The organism is Mesobacillus harenae, from assembly GCF_013343715.1.
GTDB classification, from domain to species: domain Bacteria; phylum Bacillota; class Bacilli; order Bacillales; family Cytobacillaceae; genus Mesobacillus_A; species Mesobacillus_A harenae.
Genome location: NZ_JABUNR010000012.1, coordinates 163,489 through 185,237, shown reverse-complemented (window position 1 = coordinate 185,237; position 21,749 = coordinate 163,489). Strand labels below are relative to the sequence as shown.

Annotated in this window: 19 protein-coding genes and 1 other annotated feature; of the genes, 1 reads left to right on the top strand and 18 read right to left on the bottom strand. The window is 43.5% G+C overall.

Going from position 1 to position 21,749, the window contains the following annotated elements:
- Positions 1 to 136: 136 nt before the first annotated feature.
- Entirely contained in the window at positions 137 to 1,849 is a 1,713-nt protein-coding gene (locus HRJ06_RS15575; protein WP_174733869.1) for an Rqc2 family fibronectin-binding protein, read from the top strand.
- Positions 1,850 to 1,976: 127 nt separating this feature from the next.
- On the opposite strand, the gene pyrE is transcribed toward HRJ06_RS15575, so the two are convergent.
- The 18 genes from pyrE to HRJ06_RS15485 form a co-directional block, all read right to left on the bottom strand.
- On the bottom strand, positions 1,977 to 2,600 hold the full coding sequence (gene pyrE, locus HRJ06_RS15570) for an orotate phosphoribosyltransferase (RefSeq protein WP_174733868.1): 624 nt from the start codon (positions 2,598 to 2,600) through the stop codon (positions 1,977 to 1,979).
- Positions 2,597 to 3,313, bottom strand: coding sequence for an orotidine-5'-phosphate decarboxylase (pyrF, locus tag HRJ06_RS15565; protein ID WP_174733867.1), 717 nt, complete (start codon positions 3,311 to 3,313; stop codon positions 2,597 to 2,599). Before pyrF ends, pyrE begins: the two co-directional genes overlap by 4 nt.
- On the bottom strand, positions 3,285 to 4,226 hold the full coding sequence (locus HRJ06_RS15560; RefSeq protein WP_197969980.1) for a dihydroorotate dehydrogenase: 942 nt from the start codon (positions 4,224 to 4,226) through the stop codon (positions 3,285 to 3,287). Before HRJ06_RS15560 ends, pyrF begins: the two co-directional genes overlap by 29 nt.
- Positions 4,223 to 4,999 (bottom strand): dihydroorotate dehydrogenase electron transfer subunit, encoded by a 777-nt coding sequence (locus HRJ06_RS15555; protein ID WP_422392737.1) that lies wholly within the window; start codon positions 4,997 to 4,999, stop codon positions 4,223 to 4,225. The genes HRJ06_RS15560 and HRJ06_RS15555 overlap by 4 nt, the downstream gene beginning before the upstream one ends.
- Positions 4,999 to 8,211: a carbamoyl-phosphate synthase large subunit gene (gene carB, locus HRJ06_RS15550; RefSeq protein ID WP_174733865.1), complete on the bottom strand. Its 3,213-nt coding sequence runs from the start codon at positions 8,209 to 8,211 to the stop codon at positions 4,999 to 5,001. The genes HRJ06_RS15555 and carB overlap by 1 nt, the downstream gene beginning before the upstream one ends.
- On the bottom strand, positions 8,211 to 9,296 hold the full coding sequence (locus HRJ06_RS15545; protein WP_174733864.1) for a carbamoyl phosphate synthase small subunit: 1,086 nt from the start codon (positions 9,294 to 9,296) through the stop codon (positions 8,211 to 8,213). The genes carB and HRJ06_RS15545 overlap by 1 nt, the downstream gene beginning before the upstream one ends.
- Positions 9,293 to 10,579 (bottom strand): dihydroorotase, encoded by a 1,287-nt coding sequence (locus HRJ06_RS15540; RefSeq protein ID WP_174733863.1) that lies wholly within the window; start codon positions 10,577 to 10,579, stop codon positions 9,293 to 9,295. Before HRJ06_RS15540 ends, HRJ06_RS15545 begins: the two co-directional genes overlap by 4 nt.
- Entirely contained in the window at positions 10,542 to 11,483 is a 942-nt protein-coding gene (locus tag HRJ06_RS15535; protein ID WP_174733862.1) for an aspartate carbamoyltransferase catalytic subunit, read from the bottom strand. Before HRJ06_RS15535 ends, HRJ06_RS15540 begins: the two co-directional genes overlap by 38 nt.
- Positions 11,484 to 11,660: 177 nt before the next feature.
- Positions 11,661 to 12,974, bottom strand: coding sequence for a solute carrier family 23 protein (locus HRJ06_RS15530; RefSeq protein ID WP_174733861.1), 1,314 nt, complete (start codon positions 12,972 to 12,974; stop codon positions 11,661 to 11,663).
- Between the two features lie 396 nt (positions 12,975 to 13,370).
- Complete coding sequence (pyrR, locus tag HRJ06_RS15525) at positions 13,371 to 13,916, bottom strand: bifunctional pyr operon transcriptional regulator/uracil phosphoribosyltransferase PyrR (RefSeq protein WP_174733860.1); 546 nt, start codon at positions 13,914 to 13,916, stop codon at positions 13,371 to 13,373.
- Between the two features lie 186 nt (positions 13,917 to 14,102).
- A complete protein-coding gene (locus HRJ06_RS15520) occupies positions 14,103 to 15,008 on the bottom strand; it encodes an RluA family pseudouridine synthase (RefSeq protein WP_174733859.1) in 906 nt (301 codons plus the stop codon).
- Positions 14,980 to 15,471, bottom strand: coding sequence for a signal peptidase II (gene lspA / locus HRJ06_RS15515; RefSeq protein WP_174733858.1), 492 nt, complete (start codon positions 15,469 to 15,471; stop codon positions 14,980 to 14,982). The genes HRJ06_RS15520 and lspA overlap by 29 nt, the downstream gene beginning before the upstream one ends.
- An 85-nt stretch (positions 15,472 to 15,556) precedes the next feature.
- A complete protein-coding gene (locus HRJ06_RS15510; protein ID WP_174733857.1) occupies positions 15,557 to 15,844 on the bottom strand; it encodes a hypothetical protein in 288 nt (95 codons plus the stop codon).
- A gap of 607 nt (positions 15,845 to 16,451) precedes the next feature.
- A complete protein-coding gene (gene ileS / locus HRJ06_RS15505) occupies positions 16,452 to 19,211 on the bottom strand; it encodes an isoleucine--tRNA ligase (protein WP_174733856.1) in 2,760 nt (919 codons plus the stop codon).
- Positions 19,212 to 19,322: 111 nt separating this feature from the next.
- Positions 19,323 to 19,551: a binding site (T-box leader), on the bottom strand.
- Between the two features lie 47 nt (positions 19,552 to 19,598).
- On the bottom strand, positions 19,599 to 20,120 hold the full coding sequence (locus HRJ06_RS15500; protein WP_174733855.1) for a DivIVA domain-containing protein: 522 nt from the start codon (positions 20,118 to 20,120) through the stop codon (positions 19,599 to 19,601).
- Positions 20,121 to 20,202: 82 nt separating this feature from the next.
- Complete coding sequence (locus tag HRJ06_RS15495) at positions 20,203 to 20,976, bottom strand: YlmH family RNA-binding protein (protein WP_174733854.1); 774 nt, start codon at positions 20,974 to 20,976, stop codon at positions 20,203 to 20,205.
- Positions 20,977 to 21,042: 66 nt separating this feature from the next.
- Positions 21,043 to 21,306, bottom strand: coding sequence for a YggT family protein (locus HRJ06_RS15490; RefSeq protein ID WP_174733853.1), 264 nt, complete (start codon positions 21,304 to 21,306; stop codon positions 21,043 to 21,045).
- Between the two features lie 4 nt (positions 21,307 to 21,310).
- Positions 21,311 to 21,748, bottom strand: coding sequence for a cell division protein SepF (locus HRJ06_RS15485; RefSeq protein WP_174733852.1), 438 nt, complete (start codon positions 21,746 to 21,748; stop codon positions 21,311 to 21,313).
- Between the last annotated feature and the right edge of the window lies 1 nt (position 21,749).

The following is a 21,749-nucleotide window of genomic DNA, read 5'->3' as shown; positions in this document are numbered from 1 at the left end:
CGCCACATCCTGTGGCAACGTCGGCATTAGGACATCCTGTCCGTCAGAAATTCCGGCCAAAGAAGCGCTTTTTCTCAAAAAATACTGCTTACTAAGCAAACCCCCTATAAATAATTAAGAAAAAGGTGAGTCCTAAATGTCATTTGATGGTTTATTTACAAGAGAGATGACCTATGAATTATTAACGAAGTTAAAAGGCGGAAGAATAAGCAAAGTTCATCAGCCCTATAAAAATGAAATTATCCTGATTGTCCGCGCAAACGGGGAAAACCATAAGCTGCTCCTTTCTGTACATCCGAGCTATGCACGAGTTCAGCTGACCAATGAATCGTACGGGAACCCGAGCGAACCGCCAATGTTCTGTATGCTGATGAGAAAGCACCTTGAAGGCTACATACTTGAAGATATTTATCAGGTTGGCATGGATAGAATCATTGTGTTAGAAGTCAAAGGCCGGAATGAGCTCGGCGACCTCTCCTATAAACAATTGAATATCGAAATTATGGGAAGGCACAGTAACATCATTTTGATTGATAAACAGCGGAATATGATTCTTGACAGCATTAAGCATGTCTCATTTGCTGTTAATACCCATCGCGCCATCCTCCCTGGCCAGGAGTATATTTTGCCTCCGCAGCAGGACAAGATGAACCCTTATGAAGCCGGAGAGCAGGACGTTTTGCAAAAAATAGATTTTAATGCAGGAAAACTGGACAAACAGCTCGTCCAGCAGTTTGCAGGAATTTCACCTCTTTTAGCAAAAGAAATTGTCCACCGAAGCGGCATTGCCAACAGAATGACTCTTCCGAAAACGTTCCAGGGAATTCTGAACGAACTAAGTAAGCATCAGACAAACCCATCCATTACATTGGGTTCCAACAAAGAGTCCTTTTACATGCTGCCGCTTGAGCATCTTAAAGGTTCTGTAAAATCATTCGAATCTCTTAGCCTTATGCTTGACCGATTTTATTTCGGAAAAGCCGAACGCGATCGTGTTAAACAGCAATCTCATGATCTTGAGAGGTTTATTCAAAATGAACGAGACAAAAATGTTAAAAAAATATCAAAGCTTGAGGATACATTAGAGGAAGCAAGAAATGCTGAAAGATTTCAGCTATTTGGGGAACTATTAACAGCAAATTTATTCGCCGTTAATAGAGGGATGAAGGAAATCGAAGTGGTTAATTATTATGATGAGTCAGGGGCTTCAATTAAAATCCCACTGGATCCTCAAAAAAGCCCGTCTGGCAATGCCCAGAAGTATTTTTCCAGATACCAAAAAAGTAAAAAGGCGTTAATTATTGTAACAGAGCAGATCCAGCAGGCAAGGGAAGAGGTTGCTTACTTTGAATCTTTATTGCAGCAGCTCGAATCTGCTGCACCACAGGATATTGAGGAAATTCGTGAAGAGCTTATCGAAGGAAAATATCTAAGAGAGCGTAAAAAACGGTCCAAGAAACCAGCTAAACCAACCAAACCAGTTCTGGAGAAGTACCGGTCTTCCACTGGGATTGATATTCTTGTCGGAAAAAATAATAAGCAAAATGACTATTTAACAAATAAGGCTGCCAGCAGGGATGATATCTGGCTGCATACGAAGGATATACCTGGTTCTCATGTTGTGATTCGAGATTCAAATCCCGATGAAACCACAATTCTTGAAGCAGCATCACTTGCAGCCTATTTTAGCAAAGCCAGAAATTCCGGTTCCGTACCTGTAGATTATACGAAGGTCCGGCATGTTAAAAAACCAGCTGGAGCAAAGCCCGGTTTCGTCATTTATGACAACCAGCAAACAGTTTATATAACTCCTGATGAAGAAACCGTTCTAAGCCTAAAGGGAGATTAAAAGGCTGACTCAAAAAGTGTCATGATCCATGACCTTTTGAGTCAGCCTCTTTTTTTGTTTTTGCCAAAAATATTGACTAATTACTGTCCTATTGGTTTTAAAGCAGTGAAGATTTGACTAAACGCAACTAATTTCCCCACACCAGCGGGTTGGATTTCCATTCCATCAGCTTTGCTTTTTCGATTGAACCGATATATTCTTTTTCTACTGCTGCTTCAGCAAGTGTTGAAAAGTCGGTCAAACTAACCGTTCTAATGCCTGCCTCACTCAGCCTTTTTGTCCCGCTCTCAAGCTCGTATGTAAAAATTGAAACAACGCCTAATACTTCACAGCCTGCCTCCCTAAGTGCTTCAACCGCTGTGATAACACTTCCCCCTGTGGAAATTAAATCTTCCACGACTACGACTTTCTGCCCTGGTGCCGCTACTCCCTCAATCTGATTGCCTTTCCCGTGACCTTTTGCAGAGGATCGAACATAGCACATTGGAAGATTAAGGCGTTCACTTACCCAGGCAGCATGGGGTATTCCAGCTGTCGCTGTTCCTGCAATTAATTCAGCCTCAGAAAAATGCTGGTTAATGAGTTCCTTAAGGCCACCAGCAATTTCATTCCGAACGCTGGGATATGACATTGTTAACCGGTTATCACAGTATATAGGAGATTTAATTCCTGAAGTCCATGTGAACGGATCATTCGGCTTCAGGGCAACTGCCTCTATCTCGAGCAGGCGGTATGCTATTAGCTTCTTCATACAATCGCTCCTTCCCATAAACTCTTAATCGTTTGATAGCTTTCTACTGGCTGCTCAGCTCTAGTAATGGGCCTCCCAACTACAATTGCTGACACGCCAGCTTCCCTCGCAAATTGCGGTGTAGCAACTCGCTTCTGGTCCTGTGTTGCCTCCGCTGCCAAGCGAATGCCTGGGGTCACTGTAAGGAAGCCACTGCCAACCTCTGTGCGAATCATTCCTGCCTCCTGAGGAGAACAGACAACACCATCTAGACCAGCTGCTTTCGCTAATTGAGCATAATGTAAAACTGAACCTTCTAGCGGAACACCAATTAGTTGCTCTTCCTGCATCTGCTGTTCAGATGTGCTTGTCAATTGGGTAACAGCAATACAGTGAGGCCGTTTGGTTCCTGCTGGAGTTCCCTGTTCCAAACCTTCAAGCGCAGCCTCCATCATTGCCCTGCCGCCAGCGGCATGAACATTGACCAGATCACAGCCGAGACGCGCAAGACCTTTCATTGCACTCTTTACTGTATTGGGGATATCATGGAGTTTTAGATCCAGAAATACTTCAAATCCCCTCTCTTTTAGGCCCGCAATTAGAACAGGGCCTTCTTGATAGAAAAGCTCCATTCCTACTTTGACGAATAGTTTCTCAGTTCCAAAAGGGTCTAAAAAGGCATTAACCTCGGTTCTCCCAGGGAAATCAAGCGCGATTATAAGTGAGTTTTTCATTAGCTTTCCAGCTCCTTCCCATGCATTCCGATATATGGCCAAACCCCAATTCAGTCAATAAAGCTGGAAGCCGATCAATGATGTTGGGACATACCAAAGGGTCAACGAAGTTTGCAGTTCCTACTGCTACGGCGCTTGCACCCGCATAAAAGAATTCAATTACATCTTCAGCCGATTGTACTCCGCCCATGCCGATAATCGGGATTGAAACCTGCTGGCTTACATCGTGAATCATGCGAGTTGCGACTGGCTTGATCGAAGGGCCAGATAAGCCTCCGGTTTTATTCGCTAAAATTGGCTTGCCTGTTTTTAGGTCAAGTCTCATTCCAAGAAGGGTATTAATCATCGTTAAACCGTCTGCGCCGCCCGCCTCGACTGCTTTAGCAACTTCGACTATATTAGTCACATTAGGTGAAAGCTTTACATAAACAGGGACTTGCGATACCGCTTTTACCTTCATGGTAAGCTCTTTTGCCATTTCGGGTACAGTCCCAAATGCAATTCCGCCTGTTTTAACATTCGGACAGGAAATGTTCAGTTCGAGTGCATGCACATTGGGTGCTTTCGATATTTCTCTTGCTACCTCGATATAGTCTGTTTCAGTCGAGCCTGCTACATTGGCAATAATAGGTGTCTCAAATTGCTCTAGCCACGTAAGCTCCTCACCAAGTACTTTTTTCAACCCCGGATTCTGAAGACCAATCGCATTCAGCATTCCGGCTGGCGTCTCGGCTACTCTTGGTGTAGGGTTACCAAATCTCGGTTCTGGGGTTGTCGCTTTAATCATTATTGCGCCAAGACGATTCAAATCATAAAACTGGCTATACTCCCTGCCAAATCCGAAACAGCCAGACGCGGGCATCACTGGGTTTTTCAAGCTGAGGCCTGGCAACTCTACCTGAAGCATACTCATAAAATTACCTCCCCTGCCCGAAAAACTGGGCCATCACTGCAGACCTTTTTATAAGAATGGCCTTCAGGATCTTCTGCTGTATGGCAAACACAGGCAAAACAAGCCCCAATTCCGCAACCCATCCGTTTTTCTAAGGATAAAAATGCTTTTTGACCTTTGTGGCTTGTTTCCAATGCTTTAAGCATTGGAATAGGGCCGCATGCATATAGAACGTCCGCGAGTATGCTTCGACTAGTGAGAACATTAGTTACAAACCCTTTCGTTCCTAAGGAACCGTCAATAGTTGCCACATAGGTCTCGCCCAATTGCGCAAACTCTTTTTCATAAAATGCCGCACTTGCCGACTGAAAACCAAGGACCGCTATTATTTTAATTCCTTTGGCAGTCAGCTGCTTTGCAAGCTCGTATAACGGAGGTATACCAATTCCACCGCCAACAAGGAGGGCTGTATCACCGGCTTCCGCCTCTTCTACTGGGAAACCGTTTCCTAGCGGACCAAGGATATCCACACCGTCCCCAGGCTTTTTTTCGGCAAGAAGCTGTGTGCCCCGCCCCTCAGCGCGATAAATCATCGTAAATTGGCTTTCAGACGGATTTATATTCGCTACACTAATCGGCCTTCTTAAAAGAGGTTCTGCGCCTGCTGTCACTTTAACATGAACAAATCGGCCAGGCTGGGACATCTCGGAGACAAGCTCCCCCTTAAGAGTGAGCTCGAAAATAGAATCGGCAATCTGCTCCTGTGACACCACGGTACAGATTTCATTTTTAATCATACTAAAGCCTCCTCAGGCCTTTTTAGAGGATGACCCATAGCCTCTGCAGAAAAAGTCATTGATTCTATTACTCTTAATATCGCTTCAGCTGTATCTAGTGAAGTTAGGCACGGTATGCCATTTTCTACTGATTCTCGGCGAATTCGGAAACCATCCCTTTCAGGCTGTTTGCCTCTTGTAAGGGTATTGATGATAAAGTGCGCTTGACCGTTGCGAATCACATCTAACAAATTAGGTCCTTCAGAGCCGATTTTTCCGATCACCTGGACGGGGACCCCTGCTTCTTTCAATGATTTCGCAGTTCCACTCGTAGCCATTAGGCTGTATCCAATGTTTACGAACCGCTTTGCAAGCGTCAATGCTTCTTCCTTATCTTTATCGGCGACCGTCAACAATACCGTTCCATACTCCTGAATCTTCATGCCCGAAGCGATTAGCCCCTTGTAAAGAGCCTTTTCAAGAGTCGTATCTTTTCCCATTACCTCTCCGGTAGATTTCATTTCAGGTCCGAGTGTTATATCAACCCGGCGAAGCTTCGCGAATGAAAAGACCGGAACCTTTACAAATACACCTTCCTTCTCTTCAACAAGCCCTGGTTGATACCCTTGTTCAGTAAGCGACTGGCCAAGAATAACTTTTGTTGCAATTTTGGCCATCGGCACGTTTGTAATTTTACTTAAAAACGGGACTGTCCGGCTGGAGCGTGGGTTAACTTCCAAAACAAATACATCTTCATTTACAACGACATACTGGATGTTTAGAAGTCCGAGAATGTTTAAGCCTCGTGCAAGCTTTTCAGTATAGGAAATTAGTTTTTGCTTTACTTCGTTTGAGAAGCTTTGCGGCGGATAGACCGCGATCGAATCTCCAGAGTGTACCCCAGCGCGCTCGATATGCTCCATGATGCCAGGGATCAACACATCAACCCCATCAGATATTGCATCTACCTCTACTTCTTTTCCTGTTAAGTATCGATCAATTAAGACAGGATGAGCTGGGTTAATTTTGACAGCATTCTTCATGTAAAGAAGCAGTTCTTCTTCTTTATAAACAATTTCCATTGCTCTTCCGCCAAGAACATATGAAGGGCGCACGAGAACGGGGTAACCAATATTGCGTGCGATTGCCACAGCTTCATTGACAGATAAAGCAGTCTTTCCTTGTGGCTGCGGAATCTCAAGGCGGGATAGAGCCTGTTCGAATTTATCTCTGTCTTCTGCACGGTCAAGGTCTTCTAGTGAAGTTCCCAGTATTTTAATGCCTCGTTCAACCAATTGAGCAGCTAGATTAATAGCCGTTTGCCCGCCAAACTGAACGACCACTCCAATTGGATTTTCGAGGTTAACAATGCTCATGACATCCTCAATTGTTAATGGCTCAAAGTAAAGCTTATCGGAAATACTGAAATCAGTTGAAACCGTTTCAGGATTGTTATTAATGATGATTGCCTCGTAGCCCGCTTCTTTAATGGCTGTGACAGAATGAACGGTTGCATAATCAAATTCAATCCCCTGCCCGATACGGATTGGTCCTGAACCAAGGACAATCACACTCTCCCGTGCTGTTACAACGGATTCGTTTTCATCCTCATATGTTCCATAAAAATAAGGTGTTTCAGACTCGAATTCAGCAGCGCACGTATCAACCATCTTATAGACAGGAATTAAACCGGCTGCTAAACGCCATTCATACACTTTGTCTTCTGTTGTATTCCATAGCCCAGCTATTACACGGTCAGCAAAACCTTTTTGCTTAGCTGCTTTGCCTGTTTCCAGGTCGAATGGCTTTTTAGCAATCTCTTGCTCAAATAAAACGATTTGTTCCATTTTATAAAGGAAGAAAAGATCAATTTTGCTCCAGTCATGCAGTGTTTCAATGCTGATCCCTCTCCTGAATGCTTCACCAAGGTAAAACAGTCTTTCATCGCCAGCCTTTGTAATTCTTTTTTCCAGCAGGCTATCACTGATTTCTTCACTCCCAGCTAGTTCCAGATGGTAAACATCTGCTTCAAGGGAGCGAATTGCTTTTAAAAGCGATTCTTCAAACGTTCTGCCAATCGCCATAACTTCCCCTGTTGCTTTCATCTGTGTTCCCAGAGATCGATTGGCCGATTCAAATTTATCAAAAGGCCAGCGCGGGATCTTCGTAACAACGTAATCAAGTGCAGGTTCAAAGCAGGCATAAGACTTGCCCGTTACAGGATTCAGCATTTCATCAAGCGTTAAGCCCACGGCTATTTTAGCAGCCAGCTTGGCTATCGGATATCCAGTCGCCTTAGATGCAAGCGCAGAAGATCGGCTCACACGAGGATTAACTTCAATAATGTAATAATTGAAACTATCAGGATCGAGAGCAAGCTGGACATTACAGCCCCCTTCAATCCCAAGGGCACGGATGATCTTTAAGGATACATTGCGAAGCAGCTGATACTCCCGATCACTTAAGGTTTGGCTAGGGGCAACAACAATTGAATCCCCAGTGTGAACTCCAACAGGATCGATGTTTTCCATGTTACAAACAACAATTGCATTATCGTTAGCATCCCGCATTACTTCGTACTCAATTTCCTTATAGCCTGCAATGCTTTTTTCCAGCAGGCACTGTGTTACTGGGCTGCTCTTTAGCCCGCCAGCCACTATCTCGAGCAGCTCGCTTTCATCGTGGCAAATTCCTCCCCCTGTGCCTCCAAGAGTATAGGCAGGCCGTACAATAACTGGATAACCCACTTCAGCCACAAATTGCAATGCTTCCTCAACTGTATGAATGATTTCACTATCAGGAACTGGTTCACCAAGCTCATTCATCAAGTTTCTGAAAAGATCACGATCTTCTGCTTTTTCAATAGCATCCAGCTTGGTTCCTAGAATTTGGACACCACATTCAGCCAAGACGCCTGATTTCGCAAGTTCTACTGCCAAGTTAAGACCCGTCTGTCCACCAAGAGTAGGCAGAACAGCATCTGGGCGTTCCTTCCTGATAATCCTGCTGACAAATTCGACAGTAAGAGGTTCAATATACACTACATCAGCCATCTCGGCGTCTGTCATAATCGTAGCAGGGTTGGAGTTTACAAGAATAACTTTGTAGCCTTCTTCTCTAAGGGCAATACAAGCCTGTGTGCCTGCGTAATCAAATTCAGCTGCCTGCCCGATTACAATCGGTCCTGAACCAATTACTAGAATACTGTTTACATCTATACGTTTTGGCATTAGACTGCACCTTCCCTTTTCTCGGATTCTATCATACTCAAGAATTTGTCAAACAGGCCGTTTGCATCTTCGGGTCCAGGTGAGGCCTCCGGATGGTATTGAACAGTAAAGGCTGGCACATCAAGGTGAGCCAGTCCTTCAATTGTTCCATCGTTCAAGGCCAGGTGTGTCACCTTCAAACGGGTGAAAGAAACAGATTCCTCGTCAACCGTGTAACCGTGATTTTGGGAGGTAATTGCAACCTTTCCTGTTTGTAAATCTTTTACTGGATGGTTTGAGCCTCTATGGCCAAATTTCATTTTTTCTGTGTTGGCTCCACAAGCTAAAGCAAATAGCTGGTGACCAAGACAAATGCCGAAAAGGGGAACTCTGCCAAGCAGCCCTTTGATCATACCAACCGCTTCCGGAACATCTTTCGGGTCTCCTGGTCCATTTGAAAGCATGACACCATCAGGGCTTAAGCTTAGGATATCCTCAGCTGTTGAGTTAAACGGCACAACAATCACATCACAATTACGATGGTTTAGCTCTCGTAAAATCCCATGTTTCATGCCGAAATCAACTAAAACAACCCTAAAGCCTCTTCCTGGACTTGGATAAGCAGTCTTTGTAGAGACTTGCTTAACCTGATCCTTGCGGAGTTTTGTAGCTCTCAATTTTTCAATGATTACTTCCGGGCTTTCCCCCTCACTGCAAATGGCTCCTCTGAGAGTTCCGTATTTGCGGATAATTTTTGTCAGTTTCCTAGTATCAATACCGGCGATGCCAGGTATATCTTTTGCAGTGAAAAAGTCATGCAATGACTGTTCACTGCGCCAATTCGATGGATATTCTGCAGCTTCTTTTACGATCAAGCCCTGAACAGCAGGGTGAATGCTTTCGAAATCATCACGGTTAATCCCATAGTTTCCAACTAGCGGGTAAGTTAACGTTACAATTTGACCGCAGTAGGAAGGGTCTGAAAGAATTTCTTGGTATCCTGTCATTCCCGTATTAAAAACAATCTCTCCAATTGTACTTTTACTGCTGCCAAACCCTTTTCCTATAAAAACAGTGCCGTCCTCTAAGATAAGCTGTTTCTTCATGCCTTGACACTCCCTTTGCTCCATACTATTTTGCCCTGTGCAATTGTTAAAACTGGCCAGCCTTTGCAAACCCATCCTTCAAAAGGTGTATTTTTTCCTTTAGAAAGAAAATCTGCGGGGTCAATTGCCTGCTCATAGCTGAGGTCAATCAGCACAAGATCTGCAGACATTCCGGCACCCAGCTTGCCGAAAGGAAGTCCAAACGTTTCAGCAGGCTTTTTTGTTAAAAGGTCGATAAGCTGTTTAAAGGTTATAATGCCTTTCTTAACCAAAAATGTATTTAGAAGTGGGAACGCTGTTTCTAAACCCACAATCCCAAACGGAGCCAGCTCCATTCCTTCCGCTTTTTCATCCTGGCTGTGGGGAGCGTGATCTGTGGCAATGAAATCAATTGTGCCATCCAACAGGCCAGCAATCAGTGCTTCCTGATCTGCCTTTCCTCTTAAAGGGGGGTTCATTTTAAAATTCGTGTTATTTCCAGTTATATCGTCCTCGCAAAGTAATAAGTGGTGCGGAGTAACCTCTGCAGTAACTTTAATGCCGGCCCGCTTGGCATCACGGACTGTTCTAACTGATTCCTTCGTACTAATATGGCAGACATGATAGTGGCAGCCTGCTGCTTCAGCGAGAAGGACATCTCTTGCAATATGTACAGATTCACAAACAGAAGGTATACCGTTTAAGCCTAACTGCGCGGAAACTTTTCCTTCATGAACTGATCCTTTATTGATTAATGTGTTTTCTTCACAATGTGCTACTACAGCCATATCAGCTTCGGCAGCTCGCTTCATCGCTTCAAGCATCATTCCAGCTGACTGAACCCCTACCCCGTCATCAGTAAAAGCGAAGGCTCCGTTCTCTTTTAACACTACAAAATCAGTAAGTTCCTTGCCGGCTTCCCTTATTGTAATAGAAGCATATGGCAAAACACGGACAGCTGCAGTCTCTTCGATCCGCTTGTTTAAAGCCTCGAGGTTTTCCTTTGTGTCCGGTACCGGCCTTGTATTTGGCATGGCAGCAATTGTAGTAAATCCTCCTTTTGCTGCTGCTAAGGTACCGGTTGCGATGGTTTCCTTGTGCTCTCCGCCAGGTTCTCTTAAATGGACATGCAAGTCTACAAAACCTGGAGATACAAACCGGCCTTCAGCTTCAATCACTTCGTCTGCAGCTCGGTCTAACTCGTTTCCCACCTCGGAAATTTCGTTGCCTTCTATATAAATGTCAGCCTTGGTAAAACTTCCTTCCTCAGTAAGCAACAGGCCATTTTTGATTAAAATTGACATAATCTACTCCTCCTTCAACGTTTTCGAGTGCTCTTTTTAGGACAGCCATTCTAACATAGACGCCATTTTGCATTTGCTTAAAAATCCTTGACCGGTCACATTCCACTAGACAGTCAGAAATTTCAACACCACGGTTAACAGGTGCAGGGTGCATAATGATGCTGTTTTTCTTCATCTTTCGTTCCCGGTCAATGGTTAAGCCATACTGTTGATGATAGCTTTCCTTTGAAAAGCTTCCTCCTTCTTCATGCCGTTCGTGCTGGATCCGAAGCAGCATGACCACATCTGAGGTTGTTATTGCCTTATCAATTGCTTCAAATCTGCAGCCTTCCGGTACATCTCTATGATCAAACCAAGCCGGAGGACCAGAAAAAACTACTTCTGCTCCTAGCCTTGATAGTGCATCAGCATTGGAACGAGCGACACGACTGTGGCGAATGTCGCCAATAATGGCTACCTTAAGGCCTGAAAAAGTGTTAAATTCTTGTTTGATTGTTAATAAATCAAGCAGGGATTGTGTTGGGTGGTGGCCGCAGCCATCACCGGCGTTAATAATCGGAATCTGGATACGTCCGCACAATTCTTCAAAGTAGCGATCTACGCTGTGCCTGATTACGACTGCGTTTACTCCAATAGAATCTAAGGTTCTTATCGTATCGTACAAAGTTTCTCCCTTGAGGACACTGGATGTCTGCACCTCAAAAGGAATGACATTCAAACCCATTTTTCTTTCCGCAACTTCAAAGCTTACTTTTGTTCGTGTGCTAGGCTCAAAAAACAAATTCGCTACGAAGGTCTGCGAGTTTGGCTGCCATACCTTACCATCCGCAAATTCTTGAGCATCTCCGATAATATTCTGAATGTCTGATACCATAAGATCCGTCGTCGTTAATAAATGATTCACTTCACAACGCCCCCTGCTTGGATTTAAATTCTCACAAAAAAACACCCGGACACAGTGCTCCGGGTGTAAATCTTCAGCAAACTAGCCGAAATGATTCATTAAAAGAACCACACTTCGGTTTCCGTTTGCTGATACACCCTTTCAGTCTCTCTGTACTGCTTTTAAAAGGTGGATATGTTATTTTTCAGTTTCTGCTAGTTCTGATAAATCTGATTCATTATCCTCTCTAGGAAGCACTAGGTTTAAGACCACACCTACAATTGCAGCAAGTGCCATTCCAGATAATTGCAGCTGGTCAGATACCTTTATAAACGCTCCGCCTACACCTATGACGATGATAACGGATGAGATGATCAAGTTTCTTTTAGAGCCAAGGTCGATATTATTGTCAATCAGCATTCTTAATCCACTTGATGCAATAATCCCGAAAAGGAGAATGGAAACCCCGCCCATGACAGGCGTTGGAATCGATCCAATTAATGCCGTGATTTTTCCGATAAAGCCAAACATGATTGCAAGCACTGCTGCTCCACCGACTACAAATACACTGAACACTCTTGTAATCGCCAAAACCCCAATGTTCTCTCCGTATGTTGTATTTGGCGGCCCGCCAATTAGCGACGCTATAATTGTTGCGACACCATCTCCTAAAATCGAGCGGTGCAGGCCAGGTTCTTCAACAAAATTTTTCCCGACTACTTTGCTTAACACCATCTGATCACCTGTATGTTCAGCAAGTGTGACAATCGCTACTGGTACCATAATTAAGACAATTTCCCAGGAAAGCGACGGTGTATAGTGAGCAAATGGGATTAAGAATCCAGGCCTTTCGAATATGTCTGCTGCGATAACTCCGCTAAAATCAACGATTCCTGCGAAGAAGGCAATGATATATCCGCCGATAATCCCTGCCAGAATAGGAATAAGTCCGAAAAAGCCTTTTATAAAAATGGCACAGGCAACGGTAATTGCCAGTGTTGCTAATGCGACTAAAAAGTGAGTATTGCTATAAATCAAATCTTGCGGGGGTGCACCTGGGTTTTCATACATGGCCATATTTACTGCTGTGCCTGCCAAACCAAGACCGATAACAATAATGACAGGTCCGACGACGATTGGAGGCAGGATTCTCATAAGCCATTTTAAGCCAAACTTAGATATTAAGAGAGCTACAACCCCGTAAACTAGTCCAGCGAGAAAACTTCCGACCATCGCAGCCTCGGGCCCGCCTAGGCTTTTAGCCGCAATGATCGGGGCTATGAAAGCAAAGGAGGAACCAAGATAAGCTGGGATTCTCCCTCGTGTAATCAGGAGGTAGGCAAGCGTCCCGAGTCCGCTTGAGATTAGGGCCACACCTGGGCTGAGGCCTACCAGAAAAGGAACAAGAACCGTTGCTCCAAACATTGCGAATAAATGCTGTAAACTTAAGGTTAACCATTGCCCTGCAGGAGGGATATCTCGTACATCTAACACCATATTCTCATTCTTCATTATAAATACTCCTTTCTAAGAAAAGCACAAGCGTCTTGGACAGCCCCGACAAGCGTCTTGGACAGCTGATGAAGTTGTTCTTTGATTTCATCAGCTAGGCATCTACCTGAAATGGCTTCTTTGCAGCCTTGCGACGCGGCCTTTGGCCGTGAGAGCAGGACTACCGGGGGGGTTCCTCTAGTGATGCATTAGGGACTCGAGCTGCTCCGAGCCTATCGGCTCCTCGCAAGATACTCTGGGTGAAAACTGGCTAGGCGCTGGAGCTAGACGGCAGTCAATTTTCATTTTTCTTTTTTAAAAAACCTCTTTGCAGCTGGCGCAAAGAGGCAAACGCATGCAAGGGTAAGTGCATGCTCCTCCTTTTCCCGCCTCTCTGGACTGAGTTAAAAGGGTCATCTATTCTTTTTCAAAAATACTGACTTGATCTTCTCCGTCCACTTCACTTAGCTGGACTACAATCTTCTCTGAGTTAGAAGTAGGAATGTTTTTACCAACATAATCTGCCCTGATAGGCAATTCCCGATGTCCTCTGTCAACTAGAACCCCTAGCTGGATGGCTGAGGGTCTCCCAATATCCATTAAAGCATCCATACCGGCTCTTACTGTTCTTCCAGTATAAAGAACGTCATCAATCAAAATTACTTTTCTGTTCGATATTTCAACAGGTATATCCGAACCTCTGACTTCAGGCTCCTGATTAGCCGTTTTTTTCGTTAAATCATCTCTGTACAAGGTAATATCGAGGTCTCCAACAGCTATCGGTGAGCCCTCTATTTGTTCAATTCTTTCTGCAAGCCTTTTGGCAAGATAGATGCCGCGCGTTCTGATTCCTACCAGTACACAATCCTGTATTCCTTTATTCCGCTCAATGATTTCATGCGCGATCCTTGTCAAGGCTCTGCGGATGGCTTGTTCATCAAGTACTACAGCTTTTTTAGTCATATCAGGTTTACTCCTTTGGTATAAAATAAAACCCTCTCACCGGCTTGGTGAGAGGGTATACGAATCCTGTTCAGGCATCATTCTAATAATGTCTGCCACTCCGTACCTTCTCAGCCTCACGGGACTGTTTTAAAGGACCTATTTAACTATAGATATCATAAACTTGGTGTAGAATTTTGTCAACGATTATTTACGCAATGAGTCCAGCAAATCTAAGAAGTTTTGTGGAGGAGGAGCGTCAAACTCCATGTACTCACCTGTTCTTGGATGATCAAAGCCGAGAACTTCAGCATGAAGCGCCTGTCCATCAAGCGAAATCGTCTTTTTAGGTCCGTACTTCGGATCCCCTGCGAGCGGATAGCCAATGTACTTCATATGAACCCGAATTTGGTGAGTTCTTCCGGTTTCCAGCTGGCACTCAATATAGGTAAACTCGTCAAATCGTTCAACTACATTGAAGTGTGTGACTGCATGCTTTCCATGATCAACCACTGTCATGCTCTGCCTGTCGCGCGTATCTCGTCCTAAAGGCGCATCAATCGTGCCATGATCATGGGCAATTACTCCATGCACCACTGCTTTGTATCTGCGCGTAACTGTTTTTGCCACCAGTTGATTGACCAGTCTCTCATGAGCAAGATCATTCTTGGCAACCATAAGCAGACCTGAGGTATCTTTGTCAATTCTGTGGACAATTCCTGGCCTTAAGACTCCATTAATACCAGAAAGATCAGTACAATGAGCCATTAAACCATTAACGAGCGTGCCAGTCATGTGGCCAGGTGCAGGATGAACAACCATTCCTTTAGGTTTGTTTACAACAATTACATCACTATCCTCAAAACGGATATCAAGATCCATCTCTTCTGGAACGACATCTAATAGTTCTGGGTCCGGAATAATAATTTCGATTTCATCGCCAATTGAGCATTTATAATTCGTTTTTACCAGCTTACCATTAACCAGAACGATCCCGTCTTTAATCCATTGTTGAACTTGACTTCTTGACCATTCCTCTTCAAGTGCCGAAACGACTCTGTCAATTCTTTCACCTTTATTTACTTCAAGAACTGTGTGTTCCATTTTTTCCATTCGATTGCTCCTTCATCTGTCTCTCTTCCTGAATCATTTGAACCATAAGCAGGCCTACTCCAATCACCAGAGCAGAATCCGCAATATTAAAGATCGGGAAGTTGTATCCGAAAATGTAAGTGTTAATAAAGTCAACTACCTCTTTTCGATATACACGGTCAATAAAATTCCCTATTGCTCCTCCCAGCATTAAACCGAGAGAAATTCCCAGCAGCCATTTACCTTTTACAGCTGTTTGGATATAGTAAATTATTCCTATGATTACAATGACCGTTACGATATAAAAGAACCACATCTGCCCCTGGAGAATCCCCCATGCTGCGCCTCTGTTCCGGTGAGAAGTTATATAAAGAAAATTCTCAATAACCTGAATGCTGTCACCTAAAGCCATTCTCTTAACGATCAACCATTTTGTAACCTGATCCAGCAAAATAACCACTAACGCAATTATGTAGTAAAACACAAAGGCAACCTCCACATTCAAAGCGATTCATATACCTTTGCATTTTAGCACAAACGAACTGAAAACTACAGTTAAACTGGCATGTTTAAGAATAGATGGATTTACGGTAGTATTTTTCTACATTCTCTGCGTCGAACATTGTCTTAACTGTTGGCATCATAAACAGAATTTCTTCTGGCAAAAACTCTCCAGAGATTTCACATCTTCCAAATTCACCGTTATCCATCTTTGCTAAAGTACGCTCAATATCCTCAAGTTCCTCAATAACATAAGGGAGAATTTCCTCTGAACCTTGCCTTTTTTCCAGTTTTACCAGTAGTTCCTCTCTTGAAAGACGGAGTTGGGTGCTGAGACTTTCGAAACTCTCATTCATTGCAGTACCTCCGTTTCTGCTTTTTGTGAAAAGGTTGACCAGTGGCAGCCTGACAATGTAGTCGACTCCACCACTAGTACACAAGGTCAAAAAGCGCCTTCCATATTCGTCTAATAATTGTTTGAGGCTTAACGGCCCTTTTGCGCTTTCAATTATTATTACCCTTCCCGGTTTGATACACCCGCTAAACTTTTTGACAAAGTGTACAACTATTAACGAAGGTGGAAATTTTTTTAAATTTGAATTTTAAGTATAGCTTTGTTAAAAAGGGCTTATGGTTTCCGCTATAGCTGTTTGCTATCTACGGCGAATTGCCCTCTATTCGGACTCGCTTTGATCTTTTCGCTCTTCTTCTGTCCGAAAAGAATGAGTGTACTTGCGTTCGCCGCTCAATAATGTTATCAACACTATTTTTAACAAAGCTTAAGCATAAAAAAGACCTGGGGTAAACTCCCAGGTCTTGCAAGGTTCTGCTTTTTCTTTTTCTTTGTCCAGCTGCGCCTCCTAGAAACTCGGCAAACTTCAATTCCTCCGTCAGAAGCACAAACCGCTTCTTTGGCGGAATCTCCAGTTTGCTCGTTTCTAAACAGTCGGCTCCGCTTTTCTTTTAGTAATTTTCGCTTACTACGCTGGCACAGCGCAGGCACAGTGAAGGATGTTCTTCTGACTTGCCTACCTCCGGTGTTACTACCCAGCAACGCTCACAAGTTTCACCTTCTGCTTTTGTAACAACAATTGCAGCTTGCTCAAGTTTGATAGCGGAATCTGGTGCCTTGTCATATGCCCCTGCAACATCAAACCCTGAAACAATAAAGAGCTGATTGAAGCTCTCTTCGATTGAATCTAGCAAGTCTTTCGTTTTATCATCCACATACAGTGTTACTTTGGCAGTAAGTGATTTCCCGATGATCTTTTGGTTACGTGCTTCTTCAAGTGCTTTTAGAACTTCATCCCGAAGCTTCATGAATGAACTCCACTTATTTTCCAATTCTTTTGCATTTGGAAGGTCTTCGTATTCAGGAAGCTCAGTTAGCTGAGCGCTCTCCTCGGAAACGGAAGGAATATAGGCCCATACCTCATCAGCAGTATGAGGAAGAATTGGTGTAACCAATTTGACCATTGCCAGAAGGCTTTCATAAAGAACTGTCTGGATCGCACGACGTTCAGAATTATTAGCCGCCTCAATATATAGGACATCTTTAGCAAAATCCAGATAAAATGAGCTCAAGTCTAATGTACAGAAATTGTTAATCGCATGATAGATGCCCGCAAACTCATAGTCCTCGTAATCCTGGCGTACCGTTTTAATCAATTTATTCAGCTTAACCATCATGAAACGATCTACTTCACGAAGCTCTTCAAACGGTACCGCATCTGTTTTCGGATCGAAATCCGCTAGGTTTCCAAGCAAGAAGCGGAATGTATTACGAATCTTGCGGTACACTTCTGCAACTTGCTTTAAAATGGCATCCGAGACACGAACATCTGCCTGATAATCAACCGATGCAACCCACAGCCTCAAAATATCGGCCCCAAGCTGATTCATGACCTTGGATGGAACAACCACGTTTCCTATAGACTTGCTCATCTTGCGTCCTTCTCCATCAAGTGCAAACCCATGGCTTAAGACTCCTTTGTAAGGCGCCTTTCCGGTTACTGCAACAGCAGTAGATAAGGATGAGTTAAACCAGCCGCGATACTGATCAGATCCTTCTAAGTAAAGATCAGCGGGGCGCTGTAGGTCTTCCCTTTCCAATAGTACAGCTTGATGGGAGGAACCTGAGTCGAACCAAACGTCCATGATATCCGTTTCTTTCGTAAATTTGCCATTCGGACTCTCAGGATGAGTAAATCCTTCTGGAAGCAATTCTTTAGCCTCACGTTCAAACCAAATATTTGACCCATGTTCTCTAAAAAGGTTTGAGACATGTTCAATCGTCTCATCTGTAATAATCGGCTCCCCATTTTCCGCATAAAAAACAGGGATTGGAACGCCCCAGACACGCTGACGGGAAATACACCAATCACCGCGGTCACGAACCATATTATAAAGTCTTGTTTCACCCCAGGCTGGTACCCATTTCGTATCCTCAACAGCCTGTAAGAGCTCGCTGCGAAAATCCTTAATAGATGCAAACCACTGAGCGGTTGCCCTGAAGATAACTGGTTTCTTTGTTCTCCAGTCATGCGGATAAGAGTGAGTGATGAATGTGAGTTTTAACAGTGCTCCAGCTTCTTTAAGTTTTTCCGTAATCGGTTTGTTTGCTTCATCATAAAACAGGCCTTCGAACCCAGGTGCTTCTTTTGTCATGACTCCTTTGTCATCAACTGGATTTAATACACCCAATCCATATCGCTGACCGACAATAAAGTCGTCTTCCCCGTGACCAGGAGCTGTATGGACACAGCCTGTTCCTGCGTCTGTTGTGACATGCTCCCCTAAAATAACAAGGGAATCGCGGTCATACAAAGGGTGGCTCGCAACAACATTCTCCAGCTCTTTACCTGTCACTTTCTGAACCACTTCAGGATTTTCCCAGCCAATTTCAGTTGTTACACTTTCCAATAGGTCTTCTGCTATTAAGTACTTATTGGTATTAACAGCAACGACAACATAGGTAAGCTCTGGGTGAAGCGAGATTGCTAAGTTTGCTGGAATCGTCCATGGGGTTGTAGTCCAGATGACGATTTCTGTATCAGCAGCCAAAACGCCTTTTCCGTCTTTTACTTTAAATCCGACATAAATGGATGGAGAGCGTTTATCTTGGTACTCAATTTCCGCTTCTGCCAAGGCAGACTCGCTTGAAGGAGACCAGTAAACTGGTTTAAGGCCCTTATAGATATAACCCTTTTTTGCCATGTCCCCGAACACCTTGATCTGCTGAGCCTCATACTCAGGCTTTAGAGTTACATAAGGATTATCCCAGTCACCTCTGACGCCTAGACGCTTGAACTGTGTTCTCTGGCTGTCGATTTGCTGATAAGCATATTCTTCACAACGCTTCCGAAATTCTGCTACCGTCATTTCTTTTCTTTTGACACCCTTATTGGCAAGTGCCTGCTCAATAGGAAGCCCATGAGTATCCCAACCAGGTACATAAGGAGCACAATAGCCGCTCATTGATTTATAGCGAACAATCATGTCTTTTAAAATTTTATTAAGGGCATGACCCATATGAATATCACCATTTGCATATGGAGGTCCATCGTGAAGAACAAACAGTGGCCTATCCTTTGTATGCTCCTGCACCTTTTTGTACAGATTCATTTCTTCCCACTTCGCCTGCATATCAGGTTCGCGGTTTGGCAAATTTCCACGCATCGGAAATTCTGTCTTTGGCATTAATAATGTGTCTTTGTATTCCATTCCTTTTTCCTCCCAACAATCTATACGGCACATGACATGATATCAGACCTTGGAGAATATCCAATGACAACTCCAAACTTCCTGAAAAAAACAAAAAAACCCCTCATCCCAAAAAGGGACGAGAAGGTTTTAAATCCCGCGGTACCACCCTAGTAGACAGCTGCTGCTGCCCTCTTAAGAATTCGTAACGTGAATTATACGCCCGCACCTAGTTATCAAATAGATGTTCAGCTGGGAACTAAAGGGTGATCTTCGAGCTTCCTGCTTATGTCGGGCTTCCACCATCCCCGAGTCGCTAAATAAGCGTTGAAAACTGTACTGTCCCTCTCATCGTTTCATCATGTTTTGCATTTGTTATGAAATTATATGCGAAAAAGCCGGCAGACGTCAAGCTAACGAATCTTCTTCTTCCTTTACAGCTGACTTTAATTCTGTCGAATCTAGTTCGTATTCTAAAAGATGGTCCCAGTCATCCGTATTTAACATATCAAGCTGAGCTTCAATCAACATTCTAAACCGTGTTCTGAAAACCTTCGACTGCTTTTTAAGCTCCTCAATTTCCAAAGCGATTTTCCTAGCCTTAGACAAAGATTCATTTATTATGCGGTCAGCATTTTTTTCTGCTTCTCTAACAATTAGCTTTGCTTCTTTTTGTGCATTTCTCTTTACTTCTTCGCCAGCCTCCTGGGCAATAACAATCGATTTATTTAATGTATCTTCTATAGTCGTAAAATGGCCAAGCCGGCTGCTTTGATCATTAAGCTTTTCTTCCAGCTCTTTTTTCTCACGAATAATTAGTTCATAATCTTTAATAACCTGGTCGAGAAACTCATTTACTTCATCCTCGTCATAACCACGAAATCCTTTGTTGAATTCCTTGTTATGTATATCTAACGGCGTTAACGGCATGACGCCACCTCCCAATAGTATCCTAAATATGTACTCTGCTTTTATTCGACAAAAAAACCATTAATCCTGCTTTAATTTTAATTTATTTTTGTTTTTGCCCGATAATCCGCCATTTATCTTTCTTTGTTTTACCGGCAACTTCATCGATTTTGGCTCTTCCATGTCCCCTAACCGACAGAATGTCACCCTCTCCACATTCAAACGCAGGATTTTCAATTGCAGTCCAATTCACCTTTGCTAACCCCTGCTGAATATACAGTTGTGATTTTTGGCGCGAAAGATTGTAGAGTGCTGAAATGACTGTATCCAGCCTAAGTGATGAAGCTGTTACGGATACCTCTGTCCATGTCTCGGAAATTTGGACAGCCTCACTTAAAACGACCTCTTTTAAGCTGACAGAGGCTTTGCCAATCGACTCTAACTGAAGTGTCAGATAATCGCCTATCTCTTTGGCAGCTAAGAGTTGTGCTGTACCATCCTTAAGCAAAATGTCCCCAAACTTGCCCCGTTTAAGTCCCAAAGACATTAGTGTTCCGAGGATTTGCCTGTGTTCTATTGTGACAAACTTCTTAGGGTATTCAATTTCAAAAAGGACGATTTGATAATCATCAGGCTCTACTGTTACATACTCTGGATATAGTATTGCTCTTTTCCTCTCTGTTCCAGGGACTCCGCCGAAAAAATCAAATTTAACATCAGGGTGGTTTCCTACAATGATTTTAAGAATCTGTTGTTCCCTTGGATCTAGGAAATCGGTCAACTTTTGTGCGTAATTTGACTCAACGTACTCTTTCCAATGCAGCACCAGATCGATAAAATCCCGTTCCTCAGGGCGAAAATGCTGATAAACTGACATGTATTCTTCTCCTTGTATCCTTGCTGAAAACAAAAAGGGCCTTATTGAGACCCTATCAGTTCCCTACTAAACAAGCCAAATAAAAAGCTGCCTGAGGCCATCCGAAGCAAACCGCAGCACAAGAATGGCGACAATTGGGGAAATATCGATCATTCCGAGTGACGGGATAAACTTCCGAAATGGTTCAAGATATGGCTCACAAATCCTTGCAAGAAACTGACCAATTGCCGTTTCTTTCGCATTAGGGAACCATGACATTAAAATATAAATGATAAGCGCCCAAGAATATAAGCCTATTAAAGATGTAATTAAACTAAGAATTGTTAACATTAACCTACCACCTCGACTCTTGAATATCCTGTTCCTTTAATAATTCTGAAATATTACCTGAAACTTCCACATTATCTGGAGTACATAAAAACATATTTAGTCCGATTTTTTGGATGTCACCGCTAATTGCATAAACGGTCCCACTCAGAAAATCAACGATTCTTCTCGCCTGGTCATGCTCAATACGCTGAAGGTTGACTACAACCGCACGGCGACTTTTTAGATGGTCCGCAATTTCCTGGGCTTCAGAATACACTCTTGGCTCAGCCAAGATTACTTTTGAACTCTTCTGAACACTCTGCAGGCTGACTACATTTTGTCTCTGAGAAGGTTGTTTCGTTTGCATGGGAGTCTGGTGTTCCTCCTCGAGCATTTCCTCTTCGCTATAGTCATATTCATCTTCCAGGAAAAAGAATGTTTTTATTTTTGACTTTAAACTCATA

Bases quoted from the DNA above. Each gene is read 5' to 3' on its own strand.
- HRJ06_RS15490 (WP_174733853.1), bottom strand. From the start codon at position 21,306: ATGTTAACAATTCTTAGTTTAATTACATCTTTAATAGGCTTATATTCT.
- HRJ06_RS15500 (WP_174733855.1), bottom strand. From the start codon at position 20,120: ATGCCGTTAACGCCGTTAGATATACATAACAAGGAATTCAACAAAGGA.
- HRJ06_RS15530 (WP_174733861.1), bottom strand. From the start codon at position 12,974: ATGAAGAATGAGAATATGGTGTTAGATGTACGAGATATCCCTCCTGCA.
- pyrE (WP_174733868.1), bottom strand. From the start codon at position 2,600: ATGAAGAAGCTAATAGCATACCGCCTGCTCGAGATAGAGGCAGTTGCC.
- HRJ06_RS15520 (WP_174733859.1), bottom strand. From the start codon at position 15,008: ATGGAAAAAATGGAACACACAGTTCTTGAAGTAAATAAAGGTGAAAGA.
- HRJ06_RS15485 (WP_174733852.1), bottom strand. From the start codon at position 21,748: ATGAGTTTAAAGTCAAAAATAAAAACATTCTTTTTCCTGGAAGATGAA.
- carB (WP_174733865.1), bottom strand. From the start codon at position 8,211: ATGCCAAAACGTATAGATGTAAACAGTATTCTAGTAATTGGTTCAGGA.
- pyrF (WP_174733867.1), bottom strand. From the start codon at position 3,313: ATGAAAAACTCACTTATAATCGCGCTTGATTTCCCTGGGAGAACCGAG.
- HRJ06_RS15510 (WP_174733857.1), bottom strand. From the start codon at position 15,844: ATGAATGAGAGTTTCGAAAGTCTCAGCACCCAACTCCGTCTTTCAAGA.
- ileS (WP_174733856.1), bottom strand. From the start codon at position 19,211: ATGGAATACAAAGACACATTATTAATGCCAAAGACAGAATTTCCGATG.
- HRJ06_RS15540 (WP_174733863.1), bottom strand. From the start codon at position 10,579: ATGTCAATTTTAATCAAAAATGGCCTGTTGCTTACTGAGGAAGGAAGT.
- pyrR (WP_174733860.1), bottom strand. From the start codon at position 13,916: ATGACTAAAAAAGCTGTAGTACTTGATGAACAAGCCATCCGCAGAGCC.
- HRJ06_RS15560 (WP_197969980.1), bottom strand. From the start codon at position 4,226: ATGAGTATGCTTCAGGTAGAGTTGCCAGGCCTCAGCTTGAAAAACCCA.
- HRJ06_RS15495 (WP_174733854.1), bottom strand. From the start codon at position 20,976: ATGTCAGTTTATCAGCATTTTCGCCCTGAGGAACGGGATTTTATCGAT.
- HRJ06_RS15575 (WP_174733869.1), top strand. From the start codon at position 137: ATGTCATTTGATGGTTTATTTACAAGAGAGATGACCTATGAATTATTA.
- HRJ06_RS15545 (WP_174733864.1), bottom strand. From the start codon at position 9,296: ATGAAGAAACAGCTTATCTTAGAGGACGGCACTGTTTTTATAGGAAAA.